The organism is Curtobacterium sp. NPDC098951, assembly GCF_044759965.1.
Taxonomy (GTDB): domain Bacteria; phylum Actinomycetota; class Actinomycetes; order Actinomycetales; family Microbacteriaceae; genus Curtobacterium.
This window is the reverse complement of the sequence record NZ_JBIWAG010000003.1, coordinates 72,135-95,169: the sequence shown is the minus strand read 5'-3', so window position 1 is coordinate 95,169 and position 23,035 is coordinate 72,135. Positions and strand designations below refer to the sequence as shown.

The window sequence follows — 23,035 nt, the reverse complement described above, 5'->3', positions numbered from 1 at the left end:
AAACGGGAGGCGCGGTGCCAGCCCGCACCGCGCCTCCCGTCCTGCGTGATCCGCGTCAGGCGACGGCTGTCGCGGCCTGCTCACGGTCGGCGGATGCGTCGTCGCGGAGCAGCCGGTCGGCGGTGCGGAGCGACAGCGCCATGATCGTCAGCGCCGGGTTCGCGATGAGGGAGCTCGGGAACACCGAGTTGTCCACGATCCACAGGTTCGGCACGTCCCACGACCGGCCGGCGGCGTCGACGACCGAGCTGCCGGCGTCGGTGCCCATGCGCGCGGTCCCGACGGTGTGCGCGGTCCGGTCGAGCACCCGGACGTCCGTGCCACCAGCGGCCTCGACGATCGCGGTCATGGTGCGGACGGCGTGCCGGGTGATGGCCTCCTCGTTCGACCCGGGCGAGAACGTGACGCGGGCCTTCGGCACCCCGTTCGCGTCCACCTCGTCGGCGAGCACGAGCCGGTTGTCGTCGTACGGCAGGCACTCGGCGTTGATGCCGACGCCGGCCATCCGCGGGTAGTCCTGCAGGGCACGGACGAGCGCTGCGCCCCGGAGCCCGCCGCCGCGCACGAGGCTCGTGGCCAACGTCAGCGGCTGCGCGCCGAGGCTCTGGATGAGGTAGCCGCCGGCGAAGTCCGCGTCGTCGGGGCGGATGAAGTCCTCGGTGATGATCGACGACGGGTAGCCACGGTAGGAGCGCATCGACTCGTCGAACGTCGCCCACACCTGGGTGGCGCCGTGCGCGGTGAAGTTCCGGCCCACCTGACCGCTGCTGTTCGCGAGACCGGTGTGCAGCAGCAGCCGCGGCGTCTCGATGCCGCCCGCGGCGAGGACGAGCGTGCGGCAACGCTGCCGGTGGTCCCGCCCGCCCTGGCGGTAGACGACGGCCTCGACCCGGCCGCGGGCGTCGAGCTCGATGCCGTGCACGAAGGCCTCGGCGCGGATCTCCGCCCCGAACGCGACGGCGGCGGGCAGGTACGTGGTGTCCATCGACACCTTCGCCCCGTTCCGGCAGCCCTGGTGGCACGAACCGCAGGACACGCAGGCCTGGCGCAGGCCGTGGTGCTCCTGGTGCCGGTCCTCGGTGGTCAGGCCGACGGGGGCGTCGGTGGCGGTGATGCCCACCGCGGCGGCTCCCCGGATCATCATGTCCGACGAGGCGTTCCGCGGCGGCGGACCCATGCGGTAGCGGCGCTCCGGGTCCCACGGGTAGTGCGCGGGTCCGGCGACGCCGACGTCGTGCTCGGCCTGCTCGATCCAGCGGGTGAGCTCGGCGTGGTCGATCGGCCAGTCCTCGCCCTGCCCGGAGTCGGTGCGGAGCCGGATGTCGTGCTGGTTCGGCCGCGGCGTGAACGCGCCCCAGTGCAGGGTCGACCCGCCGACGCCGGTGCCGCTGTTGTTCGGGCCGAAGGCGGTCGGGGCGCTGCCACCGCTGATGCGCTCGTCCATCCAGTTGATGTCACCGGGTGCCTCGACCTCGTCGGGCGTGTGGTCGTCCGGCTCGGTGTTCGGGCCGGCCTCGAGCGCGACGACACTGAGTCCGCGTCGTGCGAGGGTCGCCAGCAGGGGCGCACCGCCCGCTCCCGTGCCGACGACGACCACGTCGACGACCTCGTCCTCGCTGTGGTGGCGCTGGTGGTCGAGTCTCATCGTCCGGCTCCCGTCGGTTCCCATGCTTCGCGCTCGCCGGCCCCGAGGAGCAGGAAGCCCTGTTTGCGCAGACCGTCGCCACCGTTGGCGAAGCCGTCGTAGTCGATCGCGGCCATCGTCGCCGGGTGCGCCATCCACTGCTTGGCGAGGTCGACGCTGGCGTCCTCGAGCCACGCACGGAGCTGCGGACCGTCGAGCGACCCGGCGGTGGGCGTGTACTCGCCCGCCGCGACGGCGTCGACGACCTCGGCGAGGTGCTCGTCGCCGTGCGCGGTCTCGCTCCGGAGCGCGTCGAGCCCGGCCCGGTACGCGTCGACGTCGGCGGGCAGGCCGTCCGGTCGCCAGCCGTCCCCGAGCCCATCGGCGAGCTGGTCGTCGACGCGCAGCGCGAGGTCGACCGGGCGGCCGCCGGGCTGCGGCACGACGACACGCGCCAGAGCCCGGAGCGTGTCGAGCTGCTCGCGGGTGAGGGCACGCGGTTCGCGGTCCGGGGCGTCGGGCAGCGCGCGGACGGCGAGGATGCCGCGGGTGCGGGCGCTGACCCGGGGCGAGGCGATCACGCGCGCGGTGCCTTCCGGGACGACGGGACCGTGGTCGACCCGGCGGCGCCAGAAGTCGCGGATGCGGTCGGCGACGGCGTCGGGCTGCTCCCACGGCAGCAGGTGTGCCGCCCCGGGGACGGTGTCGAACTCGCCCGCGGTCCAGTGCGGCAGGTTCAGGTCGCGCTGGGCGTCCGGCCCGAGGTCGCCGTCCTCGGCGCCGGCGAGCACGAGGGCGGGGACCGGGTTCGGCGGGAAGACGGTCGACCAGTCCTCGCGGCTGCCGCGGACGAGCCAGTCGGTCCAGGCCTGCGGAACGGCGCGCTGCACGTCGTGCACGGCGATGGTGTGCGGTTCCGGCGCCAGGCGGGACGCGGTGTTGGCGTCGACGAAGGCCTCGGCCTCGTCGGGTCCGATCTCGCCGTCGGACGCCCAGTCGAGCATGGACTGCCGACGCTCGTCGTCCATCGGTTCGGGGGAGAGCGGCGACGCGGCGAGCAGCACCACGGCACGCAGGCCGAACAGGCCGTTGCTGCCGTCCACGGTGCGCGCAGCCACGACGGAGGCGACCTTCCCGCCCATCGAGTGCCCGATCAGCGCCCAGTCGGTGGCACCGCTCCGGCCGATCGCCCGCTCGACGAGGACGACCATCTCCTCGACGGTCGTCCCGGTGGCCGCGGTGCTCGTCCCGAACCCGGGCAGGTCGATCCCGACCAGGTCGAGCGTCCCGGCGAGGCGGGCGCGCAGCCCCGCGTACTCCTCGGAACTCGAGCCGAGGGCGTGCAGGCAGAACACGGTGGTGGGCATCCTTCGTTCCTACGTGCCCCGCCAGCAGCGCTCCCAGCGGGGTGTACCCCGGGAGTCTTTGTTTCGAGCATGCGACGATCTGCGGCTCCCCGGGCCGATCCCGGGCGGTCGGGGATAGGTTCGGCCCATGAGTGCAGAGCTGACGCTCGGCGCCGAGGAAGAACTGCACCTCATCGACCTCGATTCCGGCCGACTTTCCGCGAAGGCCCCCCGCCTTCTGCCCAAACTGCCCGCCGACCGCTTCGGCGCCGAACTCCAGCGCACGACCATCGAGACGAACACCCCCGTGGTGCGTACCCTCGACGACCTGCGACGCGTGATCGTCGACCTCCGCAGCGAACTCACCGCCGCGATCGCGCCCGCCGGGGTCACCATCGCCGCGGCCGGCACCGCACCGCGGTCGGAGTACGCCGACTTCGAGCTGACGTCCGGTGGCCGCTACGGCCGCATGCAGGAGCAGTACCGGATGCTCGTCGACGAACAGCTCATCTGCGGTCTGCAGGTGCACGTCGGGGTGAGCGACCGCGACCTGGCGGTGCAGATCGCCCAGCGCGTCGCGCCCGTGCTGCCCGCCCTGCTGGCGCTCAGCGCGTCGAGCCCGTTCTGGAACGGGCAGGACACCGGCTACTCCTCGTTCCGCAGCATCATCTGGCAGCGGTGGCCCTCGGCCGGAAGCTTCGGACGGGTCCGGGACGCCGCCGAGTACGACGCGATGCTCGACGACCTCATCGCCTCGGGCGTGATCGCCGACAAGAAGATGGCGTACTTCGACGTGCGGCCGTCCTCGCACGCCCCGACGCTCGAGCTGCGGGTGTGCGACGCGACGCCGATCGTGGACGACGCCGTGCTCATCGCCGGCCTGTTCCGCGCCGCCGTCCGCAAGGCGGAGAAGGCGGTCGAGTCCGGTGCCGAGTGGCGCCCGCGCAGCGAACCGCTGCACCGGGCCGCGATGTGGCAGGCGGCACGCAGCGGCCTGAGCGGCGAACTGCTCGGCCTCGGGCAGCACCCGGAGCGGCTCCCCGCCGAGACCGCCGTCCGGCAGCTCGTGTCCCGAATGCGTCCGGAGCTCGAGGAGCTCGGCGACTGGGCCACGGTGGCGGCGCTCGCCGAGGACACCCTCGCCCGCGGGAACTCGACGGACCGGCAGCGCACCGCGTACGCCGAGCGCGGCGAGCTCGACGACGTCGTGGCCGCGGTCGTCGAGGACACCGCCGGCACCCCGTCCGGCCGGGACGACCACCCGACCGTCACGATCCCGTCCTACCGCGTCCGCGCCGGCGACGAGGCCGTCGGACCGGGAGCCCGGCCCCGCCCGGCGTTCCGCGAGCTCGCGGCGTTCTTCCGCGGGTGGGACGCCGAGACCACCATCGACCGCTGCGCCGCCCGCGACGCGTGGACCCGCGAGCACGAGGTCGGCTTCGTGGTCGACGGCGGCGTGCAGGCGTTCGGGTGCGACCTCGTGCCCCGGACCATCAGCGCGTACGAGTGGCGCCAGCTCGCCGCCGGCCTCGGGCAGCGCGCCCGCGCGATCGAGCTGTTCCTCCGCGACGCCTACGGGCCGCGCCGGATCGTGTCCGACGGCGCGATGGACGAACACCAGTTCGTCGGCGCCGACGGCTGGGACCCGGCGGCCACCCGGCTGCCCGAGGACGCCGTTCGAGCATCGGTGATGGGGTTCGACCTGGTCCGCAACGAGTTCGGCGGGTGGCGGGTGCTCGAGGACAACGTCCGGTCGCCCTCCGGCGTCGCGTACGGCATCGCGCTCCGCGAGCTGATGGACGACGTCGTGCCGGACGCCCCGCGGCCGGAGCACCTGCTCGACCCGCACGGCGTCGTCGACCGCCTCCGGCACACGCTCCGCACGAACGCGTCCGCCTCGACCGGCGAACCGGACCCGGTGATCGCGCTCGTCACCGACGGCCCCGCCGCCGGAGCGTGGTTCGAGCACCGACGGCTGGCCGACGGAGCCGGGCTGCGCCTCCTGGCCGGCTCGGACCTGGACGTCCGCGACGGCCACGTCGTCGAGGCGCGGACGGGCGACGTCCTGCACGGGCTGTACCTGCGCATCGACCGCGACGTCAGCGCGCTCGCCGCCGAGCACGCACCGGACCTCGGCGCGCGCATCCTCGACGTCGCTGCCGCGGGGGGCGTGCACCTGGCGAACGCGCCGGGCAACGCGCTCGTCGACGACAAGGCCATGTACGTGAACGTGCCGGACCTCATCTGGTACTACCTCGACGAGAAGCCGCTGCTCGACGCCGTGCCGACCTACCGCACCAGCATCGAGGGCGAGCGGCTCTCGGTGCTCGACCGCGTCGGCGAGCTCGTGACGAAGCCGGTCGACGGCGAAGGCGGGCGTGACGTCCTGATCGGGCCGAGCGCCAGCGCCCCCGAGGTCGCCGAGCGGCGCCGTGCCATCGCCGCCGACCCGGACCGGTGGGTCGGACAAGAGGTCGTGCAGCTCTCCTCGCACCCGACGATCGGGCCGGCAGGGCTCGACCCCCGGCACGTCGACCTGCGGGCCTTCGTGTACGTCACGGGGACCGGGCCGGACGACACCCACCTCGCCGACGTCGCCCTCACCCGGGTGGCGCCGGAGGGCAGCATGGTCGTCAACTCCTCGCGGGGCGGCGGCGCCAAGGACACCTGGATCACCGGAACGGCAGGAGAGCGCTGATGTGCGGACTCGCGGGAGAACTCCGGTTCGACGGGACGGCACCGGACGTCGCGGCGGTGGCGCGGATGACCGGCTGCCTCGTGCACCGCGGCCCCGACGGTGACGGACTGTGGGCGCGCGGCCCGGTCGCGCTCGGACACCGGCGGCTGTCGATCGTCGAGCTGTCCACCGCCGGCGCGCAGCCCATGGTGCACCCGCGCGCGGGACTGACCATCGCCTACAACGGCATGGTCTACAACTACCGGCAGCTCCGCGACGAGCTGCGCGGCCGAGGCCACGGGTTCTCCTCGACCTCGGACACCGAGGTCATCCTCGCCGCCTACGCCGAGTGGGGCACCCGCTTCGTCGACCACCTGGTCGGGATGTTCGCGATCGCGATCTGGGAGCACGCCAGCGGCCGGCTCGTCCTCGCCCGCGACCGGCTCGGCATCAAGCCGCTCTACGTCGCCGAGGTCCCCGGCGGGATCCGCTTCGCCAGCTCCCTGCCCGCGGTCCTCGCCGGAAACGGCGGCCCCCGGGGCAGCGTCGACACGAGCATCGACCCGGTCGCCTTCGCGTCCTACATGACCTTCCACTCGATCGTCCCGGCGCCCCGCACGATCCTGTCCGGCGTCGGCAAGCTGCCGCCGGCCACCGTCCGGGTGATCGAGCGCGACGGCACCGCCCGCGACGAGACGTACTGGGAACCCCGCTTCGAGCGCGACCCGGTCAAGGCCGACTGGACCGACCAGGACTGGCAGGAGGCCTTCACCGCGAAGCTCCGCACCGCGGTCGAGCGCCGCATGGTCGCCGACGTGCCGGTCGGCGTGCTGCTCTCCGGCGGGATCGACTCCTCGCTCGTCGTGGCCCTGCTCGCCGAGGCCGGTCAGCAGGACCTCGCCACGTTCAGCATCGGCTTCGAGTCGGCCGGCGGCGAGTCCGGTGACGAGTTCGAGTACTCCGACGAGGTCGCCCGGCACTTCGGCACCGACCACCACCGCATCCGGATCCCCTCCTCGCGCCTGCTCGACGGCATCGACGGCGCGATCGGCGCCATGAGCGAGCCGATGGTCAGCCACGACTGCGTCGCCTTCTACCTGCTGTCGGAAGAGGTGTCGCAGCACGTCAAGGTGGTGCAGTCCGGGCAGGGCGCCGACGAGGTGCTCGGTGGCTACAGCTGGTACCCGCCGCTCGCCTCCGTCCCCCGGGACCAGGCCGCCGAGGCCTACCGGTCGGTGTTCATGGACCGCCGCTGGCCGGCCCTGCAACCCCTGCTCGGGGAGCGCTGGCGGAGCGACGACGACACCCCGTCCGCGTTCGTGGACGCCGCGTTCGCGGTCCCCGGCGCCGAGACGAGCGTCGATGCCGCGCTCCGCAGCGACACGATGACGATGCTCGTCGACGACCCGGTGAAGCGCGTCGACAACATGACGATGGCGTGGGGCCTCGAGGCGCGCGTGCCGTTCCTCGACCACGAGTTCGTCGAGTTCGCCGGGGCGATCCCGCCGGAGCTGAAGCTCGCCGACGGCGGCAAGGGCGTCATGAAGCGCGCGGCCCGCGGCATCGTCCCCGACGCCGTCATCGACCGGACGAAGGGGTACTTCCCGGTGCCGGCGATCCGGCAGCTCGAGGGCCCGTACCTCGAGCGCGTCCGGCAGGCGCTGCACGCGCCGGAGGCACGGGAGCGCGGGCTCTTCGACCCGGGTACCGTCGAGCGGATGCTCCAGGACCCGAACGGCACACGGACCGAGATCGGCGCGAACGCGCTCTGGCAGCTCGGCCTCATCGAGATGTGGCTGCAGCAGCAGGGGGTGCGGTGAGGCCGGGAGGCGCGACACCCGTCGCGTCGTCGACCCGCGTCCGGCAGGCGGCCGACCTGGGCGAGCGCCTCGTCGCCGCCTGGGGGTCGTGGGGACCCACCATGACGCGGAACGCGCGCCGGGTCGCCTTCGTCAGTGATCGGCACGGCACCCCCGAGGTCTTCGTGCAGGACGTCGTCGTCGGCGCCGATCCGCCCGAGCCCGTGCGGATCCGACTGTCCGACGATCCCGTGATCCGGGTGACGTGGTCGTCCGACGGCGAGTGGCTCGCCGTCGCCATCGCGACCGACGGCGGCGTGAAGCAGCAGGTCTGGGTGGTCCGCCCGGACGGCACCGACGCCGCGCAGATCGCCGGGTCCCGGTACCAGCACGCCGAGCTCGGACCGTGGAGCCGCAGCGGCCACCGGGTCGTCATCACCCTGCCGTCCACCGAGGCCGACCAGCCCGCCCGCTCCTACCTCGTCGACCCCGTCTCCGGGGACCGCGACGACCTCGCGGTGGGGGAGCTCATCCACATCCTCGACCTGAGCGTGGAGGAGCGCCTCGTCGTGCTCCGCGACGGCCAGCGCGGCCGGGAGTTCGTCGTGGTCGTCGACCGGCTCACCGACGAGAGCCACGCGCTGCTCGCCGACTCACCGGACGGCTCGGCCGAGATCGCGTTCCTCCGACCGGCGCCCGCCAGCGAGACCAGTCCGCTCGTCGCCTACGTCGCCACCGAGGACGGGCTGCCCCGCCGCGGCCTCGTCGCGCAGCCCGTCGGCCCGCACGGCTGGCGCGGAGCACCCCGCCGGATCACGGAGCGCGACGACGCCGAGCTGGAGTACCTCGACGCCGACGACGCCGGGCGGACCCTGCTGCTCGTCTGGAACGTCGACGGCCGGAGCGAGCTCGACCTCGTGAACACCCACGACGCCTCGCGCACCCCGGTGCCGGACCTGCCCGGCGAGGTCGTCACCGACCCGGTGCTCAGCCGCGACGGGCGCAGCGTGCTCCTCGCCGTCGAGGGTCCCACGCGGCCGCGGGAGCTCTGGCGTCTCGACACGAACGCGCTCACCTGGAGCCGGGTCACCGGCGTCCCGGCGCTCCCGGACGTGCGGCTGGTCGAGCCGACGCTCGAGCGCTTCGCGGCGCGCGACGGGCTGGAGCTCACCGGCTGGCTGTACCGGGCGGTGGACCCGGCCACGTCGCCGACCGACGGCGACCCCGGTGCCGGTGCCGCGCCTCCCGGCCCCCGCGCAGCGCTCGTCCACCTGCACGGCGGACCGGAGTCGCAGGAACGACCCACCTTCTCGCCGCAGCACCAGGCGCTCGCAGCGGCGGGGATCACGGTGTTCGCGCCGAACATCCGCGGGTCCAGCGGTTCCGGGCGCGACTTCGTGCACGCCGACGACCTCGGGCTCCGCTGGAACGCACTCGCGGACGTCGTCGACTGCGCGCGGTTCCTCGTGTCGAACGGGTACGCCGACCGGTCCCGCGTCGCCGTCGAGGGACGCTCGTACGGCGGGTACGCGACCCTCGCGTCCCTGGCGTTCACGCCGGACGTCTTCGCCGCCGGGGTCGCCGTGTGCGGGATGAGCGACTTCGCGACGTTCTACCGGGACACCGAGCCGTGGATCGCCTCGGCCGCCGCGACGAAGTACGGGCACCCCGTCGAGGACGCCGCCCTGCTGGACTCCCTGTCGCCGATGCGGGCGATCGACGACGTCACCGCGCCGCTCCTCGTCGTGCACGGGGAGCTCGACACGAACGTGCCGATCGGCGAGGCGCACCAGGTCGTCGCGGCGCTCCGGGCGAGGTCGCACGACGTGGAGTACCTCGAGCTCGCGGGCGAGGGGCACGAGTACCGACGGGCCGCGTCGCGCGAGGAGCTCGTGCGGCGGATGGTGACGTTCGTGGCGGACCGGCTGGGCTGACGTCGACGGCGTCCGCGTCACGCCGTGCAACGCGGCACGGATCCGTCCGTGCGGCGTTGCAGGATGGAGGCATGACGACGAGTGCCGACGTGACCGACCTGACCCGTCCCGGAGAGGTCCTCCTGACCAACGTGCAGGATGCCGACGCCGTCGTCGACCACGCCCGCACCACCTACGCCGCCGCCGTCGTCGCCGACACGGCCGGCTGGGCGGACGGCGACCGCCGACGTCTCGAGGACCTCGGGTTCCGGGCCGGGGACGCCCGCGGCGCAGCCCTCCGGACGCTCGACCTGACCATCGCCGACGACGGCACCCCGACCCGGCTGCTCGACAACCCCGCGCTCGCCGCCCTGAACAGCCACCACGCCCGGTTCGCCGAACGGCGCGGCGAGGTCGTCCGGTACCTGCCCGACGTCTCCGTCTGGACCGGGATCCCGGACCGCCCCACGCCCGCGGACTGGGAGGACGTCCGCGCGCTCCTCGGTCCCGGGGCCGTGGTCCGTGTCGGGACCTCGGCGGTGGTCCCGGACGGCTGGCCCGCGGCCGAGGGCATGCGCGGGGTGCAGCTCACCGGCGAGCACGTCGAGGGGGAGGCGGACGCCGAGGCCGTGGAACTCACGCCCGACGACGTTCCCGAGATCCTCGAGCTCGTCGCGCGCACGAAGCCCGGCCCGTTCCTGCCCCGCACGATCGAGCTCGGCCGCTACGTCGGCATCCGGCGCGAGGGGCGACTCGTCGCCATGGCCGGGGAGCGCCTGCACCCGCCGGGCTGGACCGAGATCAGCGCGGTGTGCACCGACGACGCGTTCCGCGGACAGGGGCTCGGGCGGCGGCTGGTGCTCGACGTGGTGCACGGCATCCGGGCGCGGGGCGAGGCACCGCTCCTGCACGCGGCGGCGGGCAACACCGGGGCGATCCGCCTGTACCAGCACCTCGGGTTCCGGCTGCGGGAGAGCGGTGCGCTCCGGTTCGTGCAGGTCCCATGACCGCGATCGTCGAGCAGGGTGCACAACGACCGCCGTCGTCGTGCACGGCCAGTTCGGGGGGTTGACCGCGCCGTGGCCCGTTCCGCACACTGACTGCGCTCGGCAGGGGGCTGCCGGGGACCGGGGACCAGGAGGGTCGAGAACGTGCGGATGTCCACCGTGACCGCAGGAGCGGTCGTGCTCGGGATCGCGCTCGCCGCGGTCGTCACCACGTCCGTCGGCGTGCCCGGAGCCGGCGCGGCACCGGCCTGCCGCGGGGACCGCATCAGCGTCTCGGCGCTGTCGACGGGCTGCGTCGTGTCGGACGGCACGGTCGTGTTGCCGGACGGCCGGCAGTTCCGGGTGCCGCCCGTCGGGACGACCGTGTCCGCGATGCCGGTCGGTGCGTCCGGCACCGCGGACGACGGCGACGTGTCGGTCACGAACGCCGGCCGTTCGGGCGTCGCGGTCCTCGTGCACGACGACTGGTCCGGGTCGCCGGCCGCGATCCGCCAGGAACGGGCCGCCCTCGCCCACCGCACGCTCCCCGGCGGCTCCGCGCTCCGGACCGCCGGTGGCGCGGCGTCCTCCACGGCGGCCGCGAGCGGGGCGTCCAGCTGCTCGTCGACGGCGTACGCCAAGCTCGGGTTCCGCTGGACCGGACCCGTCGAGTGGGGGTACAACCCGAACAACCAGAAGGTGTCGGGCACCGCGGCGATCGGTGCCGGTGCGGACGCCTGGACCGGCACGACCACGGCCTGCGGACGGACGGTCCGCTCGACCGCGGACGACACGTACACCGGCAGCCGCAAGGTCGCGATGGGCATCACCGCGACCGGCGGCTGCGGCACGTCCGACGGCGCGAACATGGTCGGGTGGGGGTCGCTCCGCGCGGGGACGCTCGCGGTGACCTGCGTCTGGTCCCGCGGGGGCGTCGCGGTCGAGGCCGACCAGCGGTACTCGACGTCGGTGGCCTGGTCCGCCACCACGACGTGCTCCGGCTCGCGCTTCGACCTGCGCGGGGTCGCCACGCACGAGTGGGGGCACGCCTGGGGCCTCGGGCACACGGCGTCGTCGAGCGGGCTCGTCATGAAGCCGGCGTCGACGACGTGCGAGACCGGTCAGCGGACCCTCGGTCTCGGCGACCTGATCGGCATCGACGCGCTCTACTGACCGCGGCCGGTTCGGGGTGGTCGTGATCCTGGATTCTCTAGGATCGACGCATGTCGACCACGATGCCGGGCTTCGGGACCGAGCGCATCACGCAGCTCGGGCTGCGCGACCGTGTCTACGACCGGGTGCTCGAGGTGCTGATGGGTCACGACGTCGAGCCGGGCATGCGCCTGTCGATCGACGGGCTGGCCCGGTCCCTCGGCGTCTCGCCGACGCCGGTGCGCGAGGCGCTCGTGCAGCTCGAGCGCACCGGACTCGTCACGCGCGAGGCCAACAAGGGCTACCGGGTGTCGCCGCCGCTCGCGGGGGACCAGCTCGAGGCGTTGTTCGACGCTCGGCTCATCGTGGAGTCCGGTGCCGTCGAACTGGCGGCGCGGGGCGACGTCCCGGCCCTGCGGACACGGCTGGCCGCGGCGCTCGAGGAGCAGGCGGCCGTCGCCCGGGAGATCGCCGGCGTCGGGGTCGGTGCGGCGTCCGAGGAGCTGATGGCCCGTTTCTTCCGGGCCGACTGGCAGTTCCACCAGCTCGTGTTCGACGCGACGCGGAACCCGTTCCTCGAGGAGATGTCCGAGATCATCACGACGCGTGTGCACCGGATGCGGCAGATCGTCGAGGGCGGCGGCGACGACACCGAACGTGCCGTCCAGGAACACCGGGACATCCTGGAGGCGTTGGCCGAGGACCCGGCTTCGGCCGTCGCGGCGATGCGGCACCACATCGACGCCGTACGGCTCCGGTCGCGAGCGGACGCGTCGCACACCGCCTGACGTCGGTGCCGCATCGGCGCGGCGGTCGCTGTCCACGGCACCGACCGGGCGTGCGTGGACGCCCGTCCCGAGGTTCGGGTCAACGGGACGGGCGTCCTGATCCTCCACGTCCGGGCTCCTTCGGAGCCCCCCGGACAGGGGGTTTGGTCGGATCGGTTGCGGATCTGCTGCGTCGGAGTATCTTTCCTATAGGAAAGAGGTTCGATGACGAGCCCGACATGCGAAGGAGCATCCCGTGAGCACACCGCAGGACTGGGTCACCCAAGACTGGGACGCCACCACCTGGACGGCCGACACCTGGCCGATCGCGACGTGTCTGCACGGGTTCCCGCCGGTGACCCGTGACGGGGTCGCCTTCCACGACGCCGATCCCGAGGTGTGGGACGACGTCTTCGCCCAGATCGAGGCGGTCGGGTTCTCGCTCGCCGAGATGGCGGACAGCCACATCCGACCCGCCGACCTCGAGCGGTCCCGGCGTGACGAGCTGTTCGCGATCGCGCAGGCGCACGGTGTCGGCATCCCGTCGGTGCACCTGCAGCGCAGGAGCATCGTCCAGCCCGGGCACGAGGAGGACAACCTCGCCTACGCCCACCGCACGATCGACGCGGCGGCGGAGTGGGGCATGCAGGTGTTCTCGACCGGGCTGCACCAGCCGTTCAACGAGGCGCAGCGGAAGGCCCTCTGGTTCTGGACGGCCCAGGGGCCGAAGGACCCGGAGGACCCCGAGGTCCGTGCCGCCGCGGTGTCACGCCTCCGCGAGCTCGGCGAGCACGCCGCGAGCGTCGGACTGCCGATGGCCCTGGAGCTCTACGAGGACACGTACCTCGGGACCGCGGACAGCGCCGTGCGCCTGATCGAGGAGATCGGCCTCGACACCGTCGGGCTGAACGCCGACGTCGCGAACCTCATCCGGCTGCACCGCCCGGTGGAGGACTGGCGCGAGCTCTTCGCGAAGACCCTGCCGTTCACGAACTACCTGCACGTGAAGAACTACACGCGGGACGAAGCCGGAGACGGCAGCTGGGCGACGAGTGCGCCGAGCACCATGGAGGCCGGGCTCATCAACTACCGCCAGGTCCTCCGCGACGCCGTCGCCGACGGGTTCCGCGGGATCGTCATGACGGAGCAGTACGGCGGGGACAGCCTCGGTGTCTGCGCCACCAACCAGCAGTACATCCGTTCCGTCCTCGCCACCTCGGTGGTCGGGGCGACGAAGCAAGGAGTCACCCGATGAGCACCCTCGACATCGCCGTCGTCGGATCCGGTTACATGGGCGGCGGGATCGCCCAGGTCCTCGCCCTCGCCGGCCACACCGTCCGGATCGCGGACGTCTCCGCCGAGATCGCCGCGTCCAACCGGGCACGGCTCATCACCGAGACGGAGCAGTTCGTCGCGGACGGCCTGTTCCCCGCGGACGCCGTGGCGCGCGTCGACGCCCACCTCAGCGCCGCGGACTCGATCGAGGAAGCGGTCGCCACGGCCGACTTCATCGAGGAGGCCGTCCCCGAGAAGCTCGAGATCAAGCACGCGACGCTCCGCCGCATCAGCGCCGCCGCCCGTCCCGACGCCGTCATCGGGTCGAACACGTCGACCATCCTCATCGAGTCCCTCGCCGAGGCGGTCAACGGCCCCGAGCGCTTCCTCGGCGTGCACTTCTCGAACCCGGCGCCGTTCATCCCCGGTGTCGAGCTCATCCCGCACCCGACGACGAACGAGCACGCGATCGCCGTCGGCGAGACCGTCGTCGCCGCCACGGGCAAGCAGTCGGCACGGGTGAAGGACTCGACCGGGTTCGTGCTCAACCGCCTGCAGTACGCCCTGTTCGAGGAGGCGACGAAGATCGCCGACGAGGGCATCGCGACCCCCGACGACATCGACACGATCGTGCGGACCACGTTCGGGTTCCGCCTGCCGTTCTTCGGCCCGTTCGCGATCGCCGACATGGCGGGGCTCGACGTCTACGCGTTCTGCTTCGAGTCGCTGCAGACCCGCTGGCCCGAGCGCTTCGCCACCCCGCCGTCGCTGCAGCAGCACGTCGACGCCGGCGAGCTCGGCACGAAGTCCGGCGCCGGGTACCTCGACGTGCCGGCCGACCGCACCCCGGAGCTCGTCGCCTACCGCAACCGGGCCTACGTCGCGATGCAGAAGCTCCTCGACGAGCTCGGCCCGGCCCCGATCCACTGAGGGAGCGCACCATGACCACGAACCAGGACCGCACCGTCGTCCTCACCGGCGCCGCCTCCCCGCGGGGGATCGGCCGCGCCACCGCCCACCACCTCGCCGGACAGGGCTGGAACGTCGGCATCGTCGACCTCGACCAGGCCGCGAGCGAGCAGGTCGCCGCCGAGGTGCGCGACCAGCACGGCGTGCAGGCGGTCGGCGCGGGGGCGGACGTCGCCGACGAGGCCGCCGTGCGCGCCGCCTTCGACGCGATCGAGTCCGCACTGCCGCCGATCGCCGCACTCGTGAACCTCGCCGGGGTCTCCTCCGCCCACCCGTACCTCGACCTGCCCGAGGGGGAGTGGCACCGTGTGCTGAGCATCAACCTCGACGGTGTGCACTTCGCGAGCCTGCGGGCAGCGCAGTCGATGGTGCGGAACGGCTACGGCCGCATCGTCAACCTGTCGTCGGTGTCGGCCCAGCGCGGAGGCGGCACGTTCAGCAAGACGCCGTACTCGGTCGCCAAGGCCGGCGTCGTCGGACTCACCCGCGGGATGGCGCGCGAGCTCGGCCACCAGGGGGTCACCGTGAACGCGATCTCCCCCGGTCCGATCGACACCGACATCATGGGCGGCACGCTCACCGAGGAGCGCAAGGCGGCGATGGCCGCCGACGGCGTGCTGCCGCGGATCGGCACCCCGCGGGACATCGCCGCGGCGATCGCCTACCTCATCAGCGAGGACGCCGGGTTCGTCACCGGCCAGACGCTCAACGTCGACGGCGGCCTGTACATGCACTAGAGCCGACCGGCCACGGATCGCGCGCCGTCCACGCGACGCGATCCGTGCCTCCCGTCCGGCCGACAGGCCGACAGGCCGACCGTCCGTCGGACGCACCGAAACCGCACCGTGCTCGCAAAGGAGCGAACCCGTGTCCCTTCCCCCTGCCCCCGCGCTCGGGTCGACCAACGACCCCGCCCTCAAGTCGGCGATCGGCAAGGCGACGAAGCACCTCATGCCGATGCTCGTCATCCTGTACTTCGTCGCCTTCCTCGACCGCACCAACGTCGGGTTCGCCGAGGAGGCGCTCAGCGTCGACCGCGGCATCTCCGACGCCGCGTTCGCACTCGGTGCGGGCATCTTCTTCATCGGCTACGCGATCTTCGAGATCCCGTCCAACCTGCTGCTCAAGCGGTTCGGCGCACGGTTCTGGCTCGCCCGCATCGCGATCACGTGGGGCATCGTCGCCGCACTGTTCTCGTTCACGACGAACGACACGATGTTCATCGTCCTGCGGTTCATCCTCGGCGTGACCGAGGCCGGCCTGTTCCCGGGCGTCATCATGTACCTGTCCGAGTGGTTCCCGAACAAGGTCCGCGTGCGGATGTTCGCGATCTTCTACCTGGCGCAGCCGTTCTCGCAGATGATCGGCGCCCCGCTCTCCGGCGGCTTGATCAGCTTCGGCGACCAGGCCACCCCGTTCCACGGCTGGCAGGTGATGTTCGCGGGCGAGGGACTGCTCGCGGTCCTCGCGGGCATCGCCGCGCTGGTGTTCCTGACGAACAGTCCGCAGCAGGCGAAGTGGCTCGACGACGGGCAGAAGGCGTCGCTCACCGCGGCGATGGCACGCGAGGACACCGCCCGCAGCGAAGACGGCCCGACCGGCATCTGGAAGGCGATGGCCAGCGGCCGCGTCTGGTACTTCACGATCATCTACTTCTGCCTGCAGGTCGCCGTGTACGGCACGACGTTCTACCTGCCGCAGCAGGTGTCCTCGCTGCTCGGCCAGGACGTCGGCTGGCAGGTCGGTCTCGTCGCCGCGATCCCGTGGCTCGTCGGGCTCGTCGCCTGCTACCTCGTCGGTTCGAAGGCGGACACCGTCGGACGTCGTCGCCGCTGGGGCACGATGTTCTACGTCACGACCGGGCTGTCGATCCTCGGGTCGGCGTGGGCCGGTGCGAACGGGCAACCGGTCCTGGGCATCCTGTTCATCACGCTGGCCGTCGCGAGCTTCCTCGCGGTGGGGCCGATCACCTGGGCGTACCCGACGGCCTTCCTGACCGGTGCGGCCGCCGCCGCGGGCATCGGGCTCATCAACTCGCTCGGCAACCTCGGCGGGTTCGTGGCACCGATCATGCGCACCGCGATCAACGACGTGGTGCCGACCGACAGCGGTGCGTTCGGCATCGTGTCGCTCGGGGTCCTGGCCTTCGTCGCGGCCGTGATGATCTTCTGCACGAAGTTCTTCCGGGGGGCGAAGGCGGATGACCTGCTCGACACCTCGCACGTCCGCACCACGACGTCGAAGGAGACGAACGCGTGACCAGACTGTTCAACGATCCGGCGGACTTCGCCGACGAGGCCACCGACGGGTTCGTCGCCGCGAACGAGCGCTGGGTACGGAAGGTGCACGGCGGGGTCGCCCGCGCGACCACGAGCCCCGCCGGCACGGTCGCCGTCGTGATCGGTGGCGGGTCCGGCCACTACCCGGCGTTCGGCGGACTCGTCGGGCCGGGCCTGGCAGCCGGCGCCGCGATGGGCAACCTGTTCGCCAGCCCGAGCGCCCAGCAGGTGGCCGGTGTCGCCCGCGCTGCCGAGCACGGTGGCGGGGTGCTGCTGTCGTACGGCAACTACGCCGGCGACGTCCTCAACTTCGACGCCGCCGCGCGCACCCTCGAGGCCGAGGGGATCCCGGTGCGCACGGTGCGGGTGACCGACGACGTGGTGAGTGCGCCCGCCGACCGTGCGCACGAGCGTCGTGGGATCGCGGGGGACCTCTGCGTGTTCAAGGTCGCGGGAGCCGCCGCCGAGCGTGGCGACGACCTCGGCACCGTCACGGCGATCGCGGAGCGGGCGAACGAGCGGACCCGCAGCTTCGGCGTCGCGTTCTCCGGCTGCTCGCTCCCCGGCGCGGACGAGCCGCTGTTCACCGTCCCCGAGGGCCGCATGGCGATCGGGATGGGCATCCACGGCGAACGCGGCATCGACGAGACCGACGTGCCCACCGCGTCCGGACTGGCGGACCTGCTCGTCGACAAGCTGCTGACGGAGCTGCCGTCCGGTGTCGCGGCCGACGGGGCACGTGTCGTCCCGGTCCTGAACGGCCTCGGTTCCGTGAAGTACGAGGAGCTCTTCGTCGTCTACCGATCGGTGCAGCGGCGTCTCGCGGAGGCCGACATCGTCATCGTCGAGCCCGAGGTCGGGGAGCTCGTGACGAGCTTCGACATGGCCGGCGTCTCGCTGACGCTGTTCTGGCTGGACGACGAGCTCGAGGAGCTCTGGGCCGCACCCGCCGACACCCCCGCCTACCGCAAGGGCGGCGCCGTCGCCGCGGAGCGGCTGCCGGATTCGGCGCTCGAGGCCGACGAGGGAATCGTCGTCGGCACCGGGTCGCCCGAGTCCCACGCGATCGCGGAACGCATCGCGACGGCCATCGCCGCGGCGCGGGCGGTCGTCGACGAGCACGCCGACGACCTGGGCGCGATGGACGCCGTGGCCGGCGACGGCGACCACGGCATCGGCATGCAGCGCGGCGTGCACGCCGCGGACGCCGCCGCGCGAGCAGCGCTCGAGCGCGAGGTCGGCGCCGGCGGACTGCTCGCGATCGCCGCCGACGCCTGGTCGGACAAGGCCGGTGGCACCTCCGGTGCGATCTGGGGTGCGGCACTGGAGGCACTGGGTCGCGTCCTCGGCGACACCTCGCGTCCGTCGGCCACGACCGTCGCGGACGCCGTGCACGCGGCCACCGAGGCCGTCCTCGCGTTCGGCGCCGTCCCGGGCGACAAGACCATGGTCGACGCGCTCGTCCCGTTCGACGACGCGTTCGGCCGGGCGGTGCGCGAGGGTGCGGCGACCGGTGACGCCTGGCGGACCGCGGTCGCGGCTGCCCGGGAGGCGGCGGACGCCACCGCCGACCTCGTGCCGCGCAAGGGACGGGCCCGGACCCACGCCGAACAGGCCGTGGGGACGAAGGACCCGGGTGCGGTGTCGTTCGCGTTGATCGTGAAGGCGGTCGCTCCGTGATCACCGTCGGGGTGTCGCTCAAGACGTACTTCTCGCACGGCCGGACGCTCTCGTGGGCGGCCGAGGTCGCGGACGTCGCCCGGCGGCACCCCGCGGTGACGTCCGGAGCGGCGTCGCTCTTCATCGTGCCGACCTTCCCGGCGCTCGTGCCGGTCCGGCGGATCCTGGACGAGGCCGACGCCCCCGTCCAGCTCGGGGCGCAGGACCTGTCGTGGGCCGACGCGGGTCCCTACACCGGCGAGGTCACGGGCGCCGAGCTGCGGGAGATCGGGGTCGACCTCGTCGAGATCGGGCACGCCGAGCGGCGCTCCCTGTTCCACGAGACCGACGACGAGGTCGCGGAGAAGGTGCACGCCGCCTTCCGCAACCACCTGCAGCCGCTGGTCTGCGTCGGGGAGACGAGCCGCGCCTCCCGTGCCGAGACCGTGGCCGAGGTGACCGCGCAGCTCGACCGGGCCGTCTCGACGGCGATCGCGGACGGACTGGCGGGGCCGCTCGTCGTGGCGTACGAGCCGGTGTGGGCGATCGGCGCTCCGGCACCGGCCCCCGACGACCACGTCGTGGGCATGCTCGCGGGGATCGAGGAGCACCTGGCGACCCGGCCGGAGCTCGCCGGATCCGTGGTGATCTACGGCGGCAGCGCCGGACCGGGCCTCCTCACCCGCGGCCGGGGTCGGATCGGCGGACTGTTCCTCGGCCGGTTCGCGCACGACCCCGCCGCGATCGCCTCGATCCTCGACGAGGTGGCGGCACTCGAGGAGAGGTGAGCCGCTCAGGCGTCGCGCGCGCCCGCGAGTCCGTGGTCGTGTGCGTAGACCACGAGCTGCACCCGGTCCCGGAGCGCGAGCTTGCCGAGGATGCTCGAGATCTGCGTCTTGACCGTGGACTCCGTGACGAACTCCTTCGCCGCGATCTCGGCGTTCGACAACCCCCGTGATGCCCACCCGAACACGATCCGCTCGCGGTCCGTCAGCGACTGGAACGCCTCGGGCTGGGGTGTCGGGGCACGCTCGACGTCGGCGCCGAAGAGCTGCGAGAGGTCGTTCGGCGCGATCACCGAGTTCCCCTCGTGCACGGCGCGGACAGCGGCGAACAGGAACGGTGGCGTGGTGTCCTTCAGCAGGAACCCGCTCGCGCCGAGCCGGATCGCCGTGGCGGCAGCGGGGTCGAGGCCGAACGTCGTCAGCACGACCACGCGGGGGAGCGGCCCATCGACCGCGCCGGAGAACAGCTGCCGGACGGTCTCGACCCCGTCCGTCCCCGACATCCGCATGTCGAGGAGCATCACGTCCGGTCGGAGCTCGGGGATCCGCGCCAGCGCCTCGGCTCCGTCGGAGGCCTCGCCGACGACGACCATGTCGTCCTGGGCGTCGAGCACGACGCGCAGGCCGGCGCGGAACAGCGCCTGGTCGTCGGTGAGCAGGATGCGGATCGGATCGGTCATCGGTTGGTCCCCCCATGGACGTCGAACGGGATGCGGGCGCGTGCGGCGAACACGTCGTCCAGGACGGCGGCGTCGAACGAGCCGCCGAGTGCGGTGAGCCGGGTGTGCATCCCGGCGAGTCCACGACCCGAGCCGCGGGTGCTCGCGGCCGGGACGACGACCGGGCCGGTGCCGACCGGGACGACGACCGGGCCGGTGCCGACCGGGCCGGTGCCAGCGGTCACGGTGCCTGCGGTCGGGCCGGTGGCCGGGCCGGTGCTCGCGGTCGGGACCAGGTTCTCGACCTCGAGCACGAGGTCGGCGGACCGCCAGGTCTCCCGCACGGTGACCGGCATGCCCGGGGCACCGTGCCGCAGGGCGTTCGTGAGCATCTCCTGCAGCACCCGGCGCGCGGCCGTCCCGCTCGTCGGACCGAGCACCACCGGCTGCCCGCGGACCGCCTGGTCGACGTCGACCCCGGCCTCGCGGATCCCCTGCACGATCTCCTCGAGCGAACCGGGGTCGGTCGCGGCGCCGGAGCCGTCGATGTGGCCGAGCACCTGTCGGACCTCGACGAGGGAGCTCCTGGCGGTGCTCGCGATCGTGGCGCTGACCTCGCGGATCCGGGCCTCGTCGTCGAGGAACGGCACCGAGTCCGCCTGCGCGATGATCACCGCGAGGGAGTGTCCGACGACGTCGTGCACGTCACGGGCGATGTCCGCACGGATCCGCTCGGACTCGGCGACGTCGATGGCGCGGGTCGCGGTGGCCTCGGCCTCGGTCGCGACGGCCTCGGCCCGGGACGCCGCCGCCTCGGCGTCCGCCCGGCGTTCGGACTCGCGGTCGCGCGACCGGAAGGCCCGCACGGCGACGCCGCCGGCCCACACGCCGAGGAGCGCCGTCACCGGAGCTGCCATCGCGAGGAACGCCTGGTCGCGCGGCCCGTTGATGAGCACGAGGAACCGGAAGCCGGTCAGGGCGAGGTAGAGCGTGGCCCCGATGCCGGCCACGAACGCGAGCACGCCGGACACGATGACCTCGGTGCGGGTGCCGACCACGGCCGCGGTGCCGATCACCACGAAGATGGCGAGGTCCACGAGCGACGGCCGTTCACCGCCCCCGACCTGCACGATGCCGAGCACGACGACCATGAGCATCGCCGCCGTCGGCGAGAGACGGCGGAGGGCGATGGCCGCGGCGGCTGCCAGGACCGCGGCGAGGCTCGCGTGCTCGAGCTCGAGGTCGATGGGGAGCAGGAAGACGAACGCCGCGAAGGCCGCCCAGGCCACGTCGACGATGATCGAACGGGTGGCGAGCGGCCGGATGAACGTGCCCCGTTCCGTCACGGCACGATCATCGCACGGGGCGGTCCGCCGCCGTTCACGGGGTCGGCGACATCGCGAGGAGCGCGACGGCGGTCACGACGACGATCGCCGCGCAGAGCATCAGGGTGGCGATCGTGTGCTTGGTCGAGGTGTCCATGCTCCGAGCCTCGCCGACCGCCCGGCGTCCGGCATCGGGCGCGAGGGTGAACGCCTTCATCCCCACGGATGAAGGCGTCTGGTCCGTGCGGACGCGGTCGGTCAGACGGTGATCTGGCCCAGCACGCGGTGGGCGATCGCGATCGACTCACCGGACACCACCGACAGCGGCGACGCGAGGAACGCGACGAGGTCCGCGATCTGCTGCGGGCTCGACTCTCCCGGGGCGCCAGGTCGCACCTCGGCGCTCGGGGCGTCCGTCACCGTCCCCGGGTTGACGACGTTGACCGTGACCCCGGTGCCGGCGGCCTCGTCGGCGAGGTTCTTCGCGATGACGCTCACCGCGGTGTTCCGCAGCGACGCCGTGATGTTGCCCGACAGGTAGGCGTTCTGCCCGCTGATGACCACGACACGACCGAACCCTGCTCCGCGCTGGGCGGGGAGCACGGCGTTGGCGACGCGGAGGAACCCGAGCGCCTTGCCGTCGATCGCGGTGAGGACCTGCTCCGGGTCGGACTTCCTCGCCGGGTCGAGCGTGCCGGCGCTCGGGGCCGCGGTGACGACGAGCGCGTCGATGCGGCCGTGCTGTTCGAGCACGCGGGCCACGCCGGCGTCCACGGAGGCCTGGTCGGCGGTGTCGATCGCGACGCTGTCGGGGGAGTCACCGGCGCTCCGTGAGGCGACGACGACGGTCGCCCCCTCGGCCCGGAGACGATCGGCGACGGCGGCGCCGATGTACCCCTTCCCTCCGACGACGAGCGCGACACGGTTCTTGAGTTCGAGGTCCACGCCGTCACGCTACGCCCGCACGATCCGCTCGGGACGGACGGACGGACGGACGGGAGGCGCGGTGCCGGCTGGCACCGCGCCTCCCGTCGGGTGGGCGGTCACCGACCGATCGTCGTGACCGCGCCCGTGTCGTCCGGCTGTTCCACGCGTGGCGGCGCGAAGACGCCGTCGTACAGGCGGACGGCACTCCACCCGGCGACGAGTCCGGCTGCCCCCAGCACCGCGGCGATCCACGGCACCACCGGGGTACCGGTCCAGGCCCCCGGGGCGGCGACCCACGCGAGGAACACACCGATCGTGCTGCCCGCGGCCCCGATCACGGCGGCCGTCCGCCGGTCGAGGCTCGTGTACGTCAGCGCGATCGTCACGGCGGCGATCGCGGCGAGGGCGTCGACGAGGTCGAACACTGCCGCCGCTCCTACTCTCCGCTGCCGACGGCGAGCTGCTCGCGTCCGCCACCCGTGGTGACGGTGATCTTGCGGGGCTTCGCCGACTCCTTGACGGGGATCGTGACGCTCAGGACACCGTTGTCGTAGCCGGCCGTGATGCGCTCGGCGTCGAGGCCGTCCCCGAGCGTCAGCTGCCGGACGTACGTGCCGGGCTGGCGCTCGCGCGTGAGCCACTGCGAGCCCTCGGGAGCGCCGAGGGTGCGCTCGGCACGGATGGTCAGGACGGACCCGTCCACGTCGATGTCGACGGAGCCCGGGTCGATGCCCGGCAGGTCGACGTCGAGGACGTAGTGGTCACCCGTGCGGTAGAGGTCCATCGGCATCGAGCGGGGCCCCGCGGTGCCGAGGAGGGAGCCGGCGAGACGGTCCAGCTCGCGGAACGGATCGAAGTTCATCGTCATCGGAATCAACTCCTTCGTGTCTGCT

At 73.0% G+C, this 23,035-nt stretch carries 19 protein-coding genes; 12 read left to right on the top strand and 7 right to left on the bottom strand.

The features are described 5' to 3' along the window. Nucleotides 1–55 precede the first annotated feature (55 nt). Together ACIQUC_RS09335 and ACIQUC_RS09330 are read right to left on the bottom strand one after the other, a co-directional pair. Nucleotides 56–1,645 carry a GMC family oxidoreductase gene (locus tag ACIQUC_RS09335; RefSeq protein ID WP_402265942.1) on the bottom strand — a complete coding sequence of 530 codons (1,590 nt, stop codon included), beginning with the start codon at nt 1,643–1,645 and terminating at the stop codon, nt 56–58. Next, a complete protein-coding gene (locus ACIQUC_RS09330) occupies nt 1,642–2,991 on the bottom strand; it encodes an alpha/beta fold hydrolase (protein ID WP_402265939.1) in 1,350 nt (449 codons plus the stop codon). The genes ACIQUC_RS09335 and ACIQUC_RS09330 overlap by 4 nt, the downstream gene beginning before the upstream one ends. Before the next feature lie 127 nt (nt 2,992–3,118). On the opposite strand from ACIQUC_RS09330, the gene ACIQUC_RS09325 reads away from it, so the two are divergent. The 12 genes from ACIQUC_RS09325 (at nt 3,119) to ACIQUC_RS09270 (ending at nt 19,234) form a co-directional block, all read left to right on the top strand. Continuing rightward, nucleotides 3,119–5,668 carry a glutamate--cysteine ligase gene (locus ACIQUC_RS09325; protein ID WP_402265937.1) on the top strand — a complete coding sequence of 850 codons (2,550 nt, stop codon included), beginning with the start codon at nt 3,119–3,121 and terminating at the stop codon, nt 5,666–5,668. Next, nucleotides 5,668–7,467 (top strand): N-acetylglutaminylglutamine amidotransferase, encoded by a 1,800-nt coding sequence (locus ACIQUC_RS09320; protein ID WP_402265934.1) that lies wholly within the window; start codon nt 5,668–5,670, stop codon nt 7,465–7,467. Before ACIQUC_RS09325 ends, ACIQUC_RS09320 begins: the two co-directional genes overlap by 1 nt. A gap of 101 nt (nt 7,468–7,568) precedes the next feature. After that, nucleotides 7,569–9,380: a S9 family peptidase gene (locus tag ACIQUC_RS09315; protein ID WP_402265931.1), complete on the top strand. Its 1,812-nt coding sequence runs from the start codon at nt 7,569–7,571 to the stop codon at nt 9,378–9,380. 71 nt (nt 9,381–9,451) lie between these two features. Continuing rightward, nucleotides 9,452–10,366 (top strand): GNAT family N-acetyltransferase, encoded by a 915-nt coding sequence (locus ACIQUC_RS09310; RefSeq protein ID WP_402265928.1) that lies wholly within the window; start codon nt 9,452–9,454, stop codon nt 10,364–10,366. 150 nt (nt 10,367–10,516) lie between these two features. Beyond that, a complete protein-coding gene (locus ACIQUC_RS09305; protein ID WP_402265925.1) occupies nt 10,517–11,518 on the top strand; it encodes a matrixin family metalloprotease in 1,002 nt (333 codons plus the stop codon). A gap of 50 nt (nt 11,519–11,568) precedes the next feature. Beyond that, nucleotides 11,569–12,285: a GntR family transcriptional regulator gene (locus ACIQUC_RS09300; protein WP_022906800.1), complete on the top strand. Its 717-nt coding sequence runs from the start codon at nt 11,569–11,571 to the stop codon at nt 12,283–12,285. A gap of 235 nt (nt 12,286–12,520) precedes the next feature. Then, the gene (locus ACIQUC_RS09295) at nt 12,521–13,519 is read left to right on the top strand and encodes a sugar phosphate isomerase/epimerase family protein (RefSeq protein WP_402265922.1); all 999 of its coding nucleotides are present in this window, start codon (nt 12,521–12,523) and stop codon (nt 13,517–13,519) included. Beyond that, nucleotides 13,516–14,469 carry a 3-hydroxyacyl-CoA dehydrogenase family protein gene (locus tag ACIQUC_RS09290; RefSeq protein ID WP_402265919.1) on the top strand — a complete coding sequence of 318 codons (954 nt, stop codon included), beginning with the start codon at nt 13,516–13,518 and terminating at the stop codon, nt 14,467–14,469. Before ACIQUC_RS09295 ends, ACIQUC_RS09290 begins: the two co-directional genes overlap by 4 nt. An 11-nt stretch (nt 14,470–14,480) precedes the next feature. Beyond that, nucleotides 14,481–15,245 carry an SDR family NAD(P)-dependent oxidoreductase gene (locus ACIQUC_RS09285; protein ID WP_402265917.1) on the top strand — a complete coding sequence of 255 codons (765 nt, stop codon included), beginning with the start codon at nt 14,481–14,483 and terminating at the stop codon, nt 15,243–15,245. Between the two features lie 130 nt (nt 15,246–15,375). After that, nucleotides 15,376–16,767: an MFS transporter gene (locus ACIQUC_RS09280; protein ID WP_402265914.1), complete on the top strand. Its 1,392-nt coding sequence runs from the start codon at nt 15,376–15,378 to the stop codon at nt 16,765–16,767. Continuing rightward, a complete protein-coding gene (locus ACIQUC_RS09275) occupies nt 16,764–18,467 on the top strand; it encodes a dihydroxyacetone kinase family protein (RefSeq protein WP_402265911.1) in 1,704 nt (567 codons plus the stop codon). The genes ACIQUC_RS09280 and ACIQUC_RS09275 overlap by 4 nt, the downstream gene beginning before the upstream one ends. Continuing rightward, a complete protein-coding gene (locus tag ACIQUC_RS09270; protein WP_402265908.1) occupies nt 18,464–19,234 on the top strand; it encodes a triose-phosphate isomerase family protein in 771 nt (256 codons plus the stop codon). Before ACIQUC_RS09275 ends, ACIQUC_RS09270 begins: the two co-directional genes overlap by 4 nt. A 5-nt stretch (nt 19,235–19,239) precedes the next feature. Here the strand turns inward: ACIQUC_RS09270 and ACIQUC_RS09265 are convergent, their stop codons facing one another. From ACIQUC_RS09265 to ACIQUC_RS09245, 5 genes are all read right to left on the bottom strand, one after another. Then, nucleotides 19,240–19,911, bottom strand: a complete 672-nt coding sequence (locus ACIQUC_RS09265) for a response regulator transcription factor (protein ID WP_022906848.1) — start codon at nt 19,909–19,911, stop codon at nt 19,240–19,242. Continuing rightward, entirely contained in the window at nt 19,908–21,236 is a 1,329-nt protein-coding gene (locus ACIQUC_RS09260; protein WP_402265905.1) for a sensor histidine kinase, read from the bottom strand. The genes ACIQUC_RS09265 and ACIQUC_RS09260 overlap by 4 nt, the downstream gene beginning before the upstream one ends. 237 nt (nt 21,237–21,473) lie before the next feature. Beyond that, the gene (locus tag ACIQUC_RS09255; protein WP_402265902.1) at nt 21,474–22,160 is read right to left on the bottom strand and encodes an SDR family NAD(P)-dependent oxidoreductase; all 687 of its coding nucleotides are present in this window, start codon (nt 22,158–22,160) and stop codon (nt 21,474–21,476) included. Between the two features lie 98 nt (nt 22,161–22,258). Continuing rightward, the gene (locus ACIQUC_RS09250; RefSeq protein WP_402265899.1) at nt 22,259–22,567 is read right to left on the bottom strand and encodes a hypothetical protein; all 309 of its coding nucleotides are present in this window, start codon (nt 22,565–22,567) and stop codon (nt 22,259–22,261) included. An 11-nt stretch (nt 22,568–22,578) separates the two neighbouring features. After that, entirely contained in the window at nt 22,579–23,010 is a 432-nt protein-coding gene (locus tag ACIQUC_RS09245) for an Hsp20/alpha crystallin family protein (protein ID WP_402265896.1), read from the bottom strand. Nucleotides 23,011–23,035: the final 25 nt, after the last annotated feature.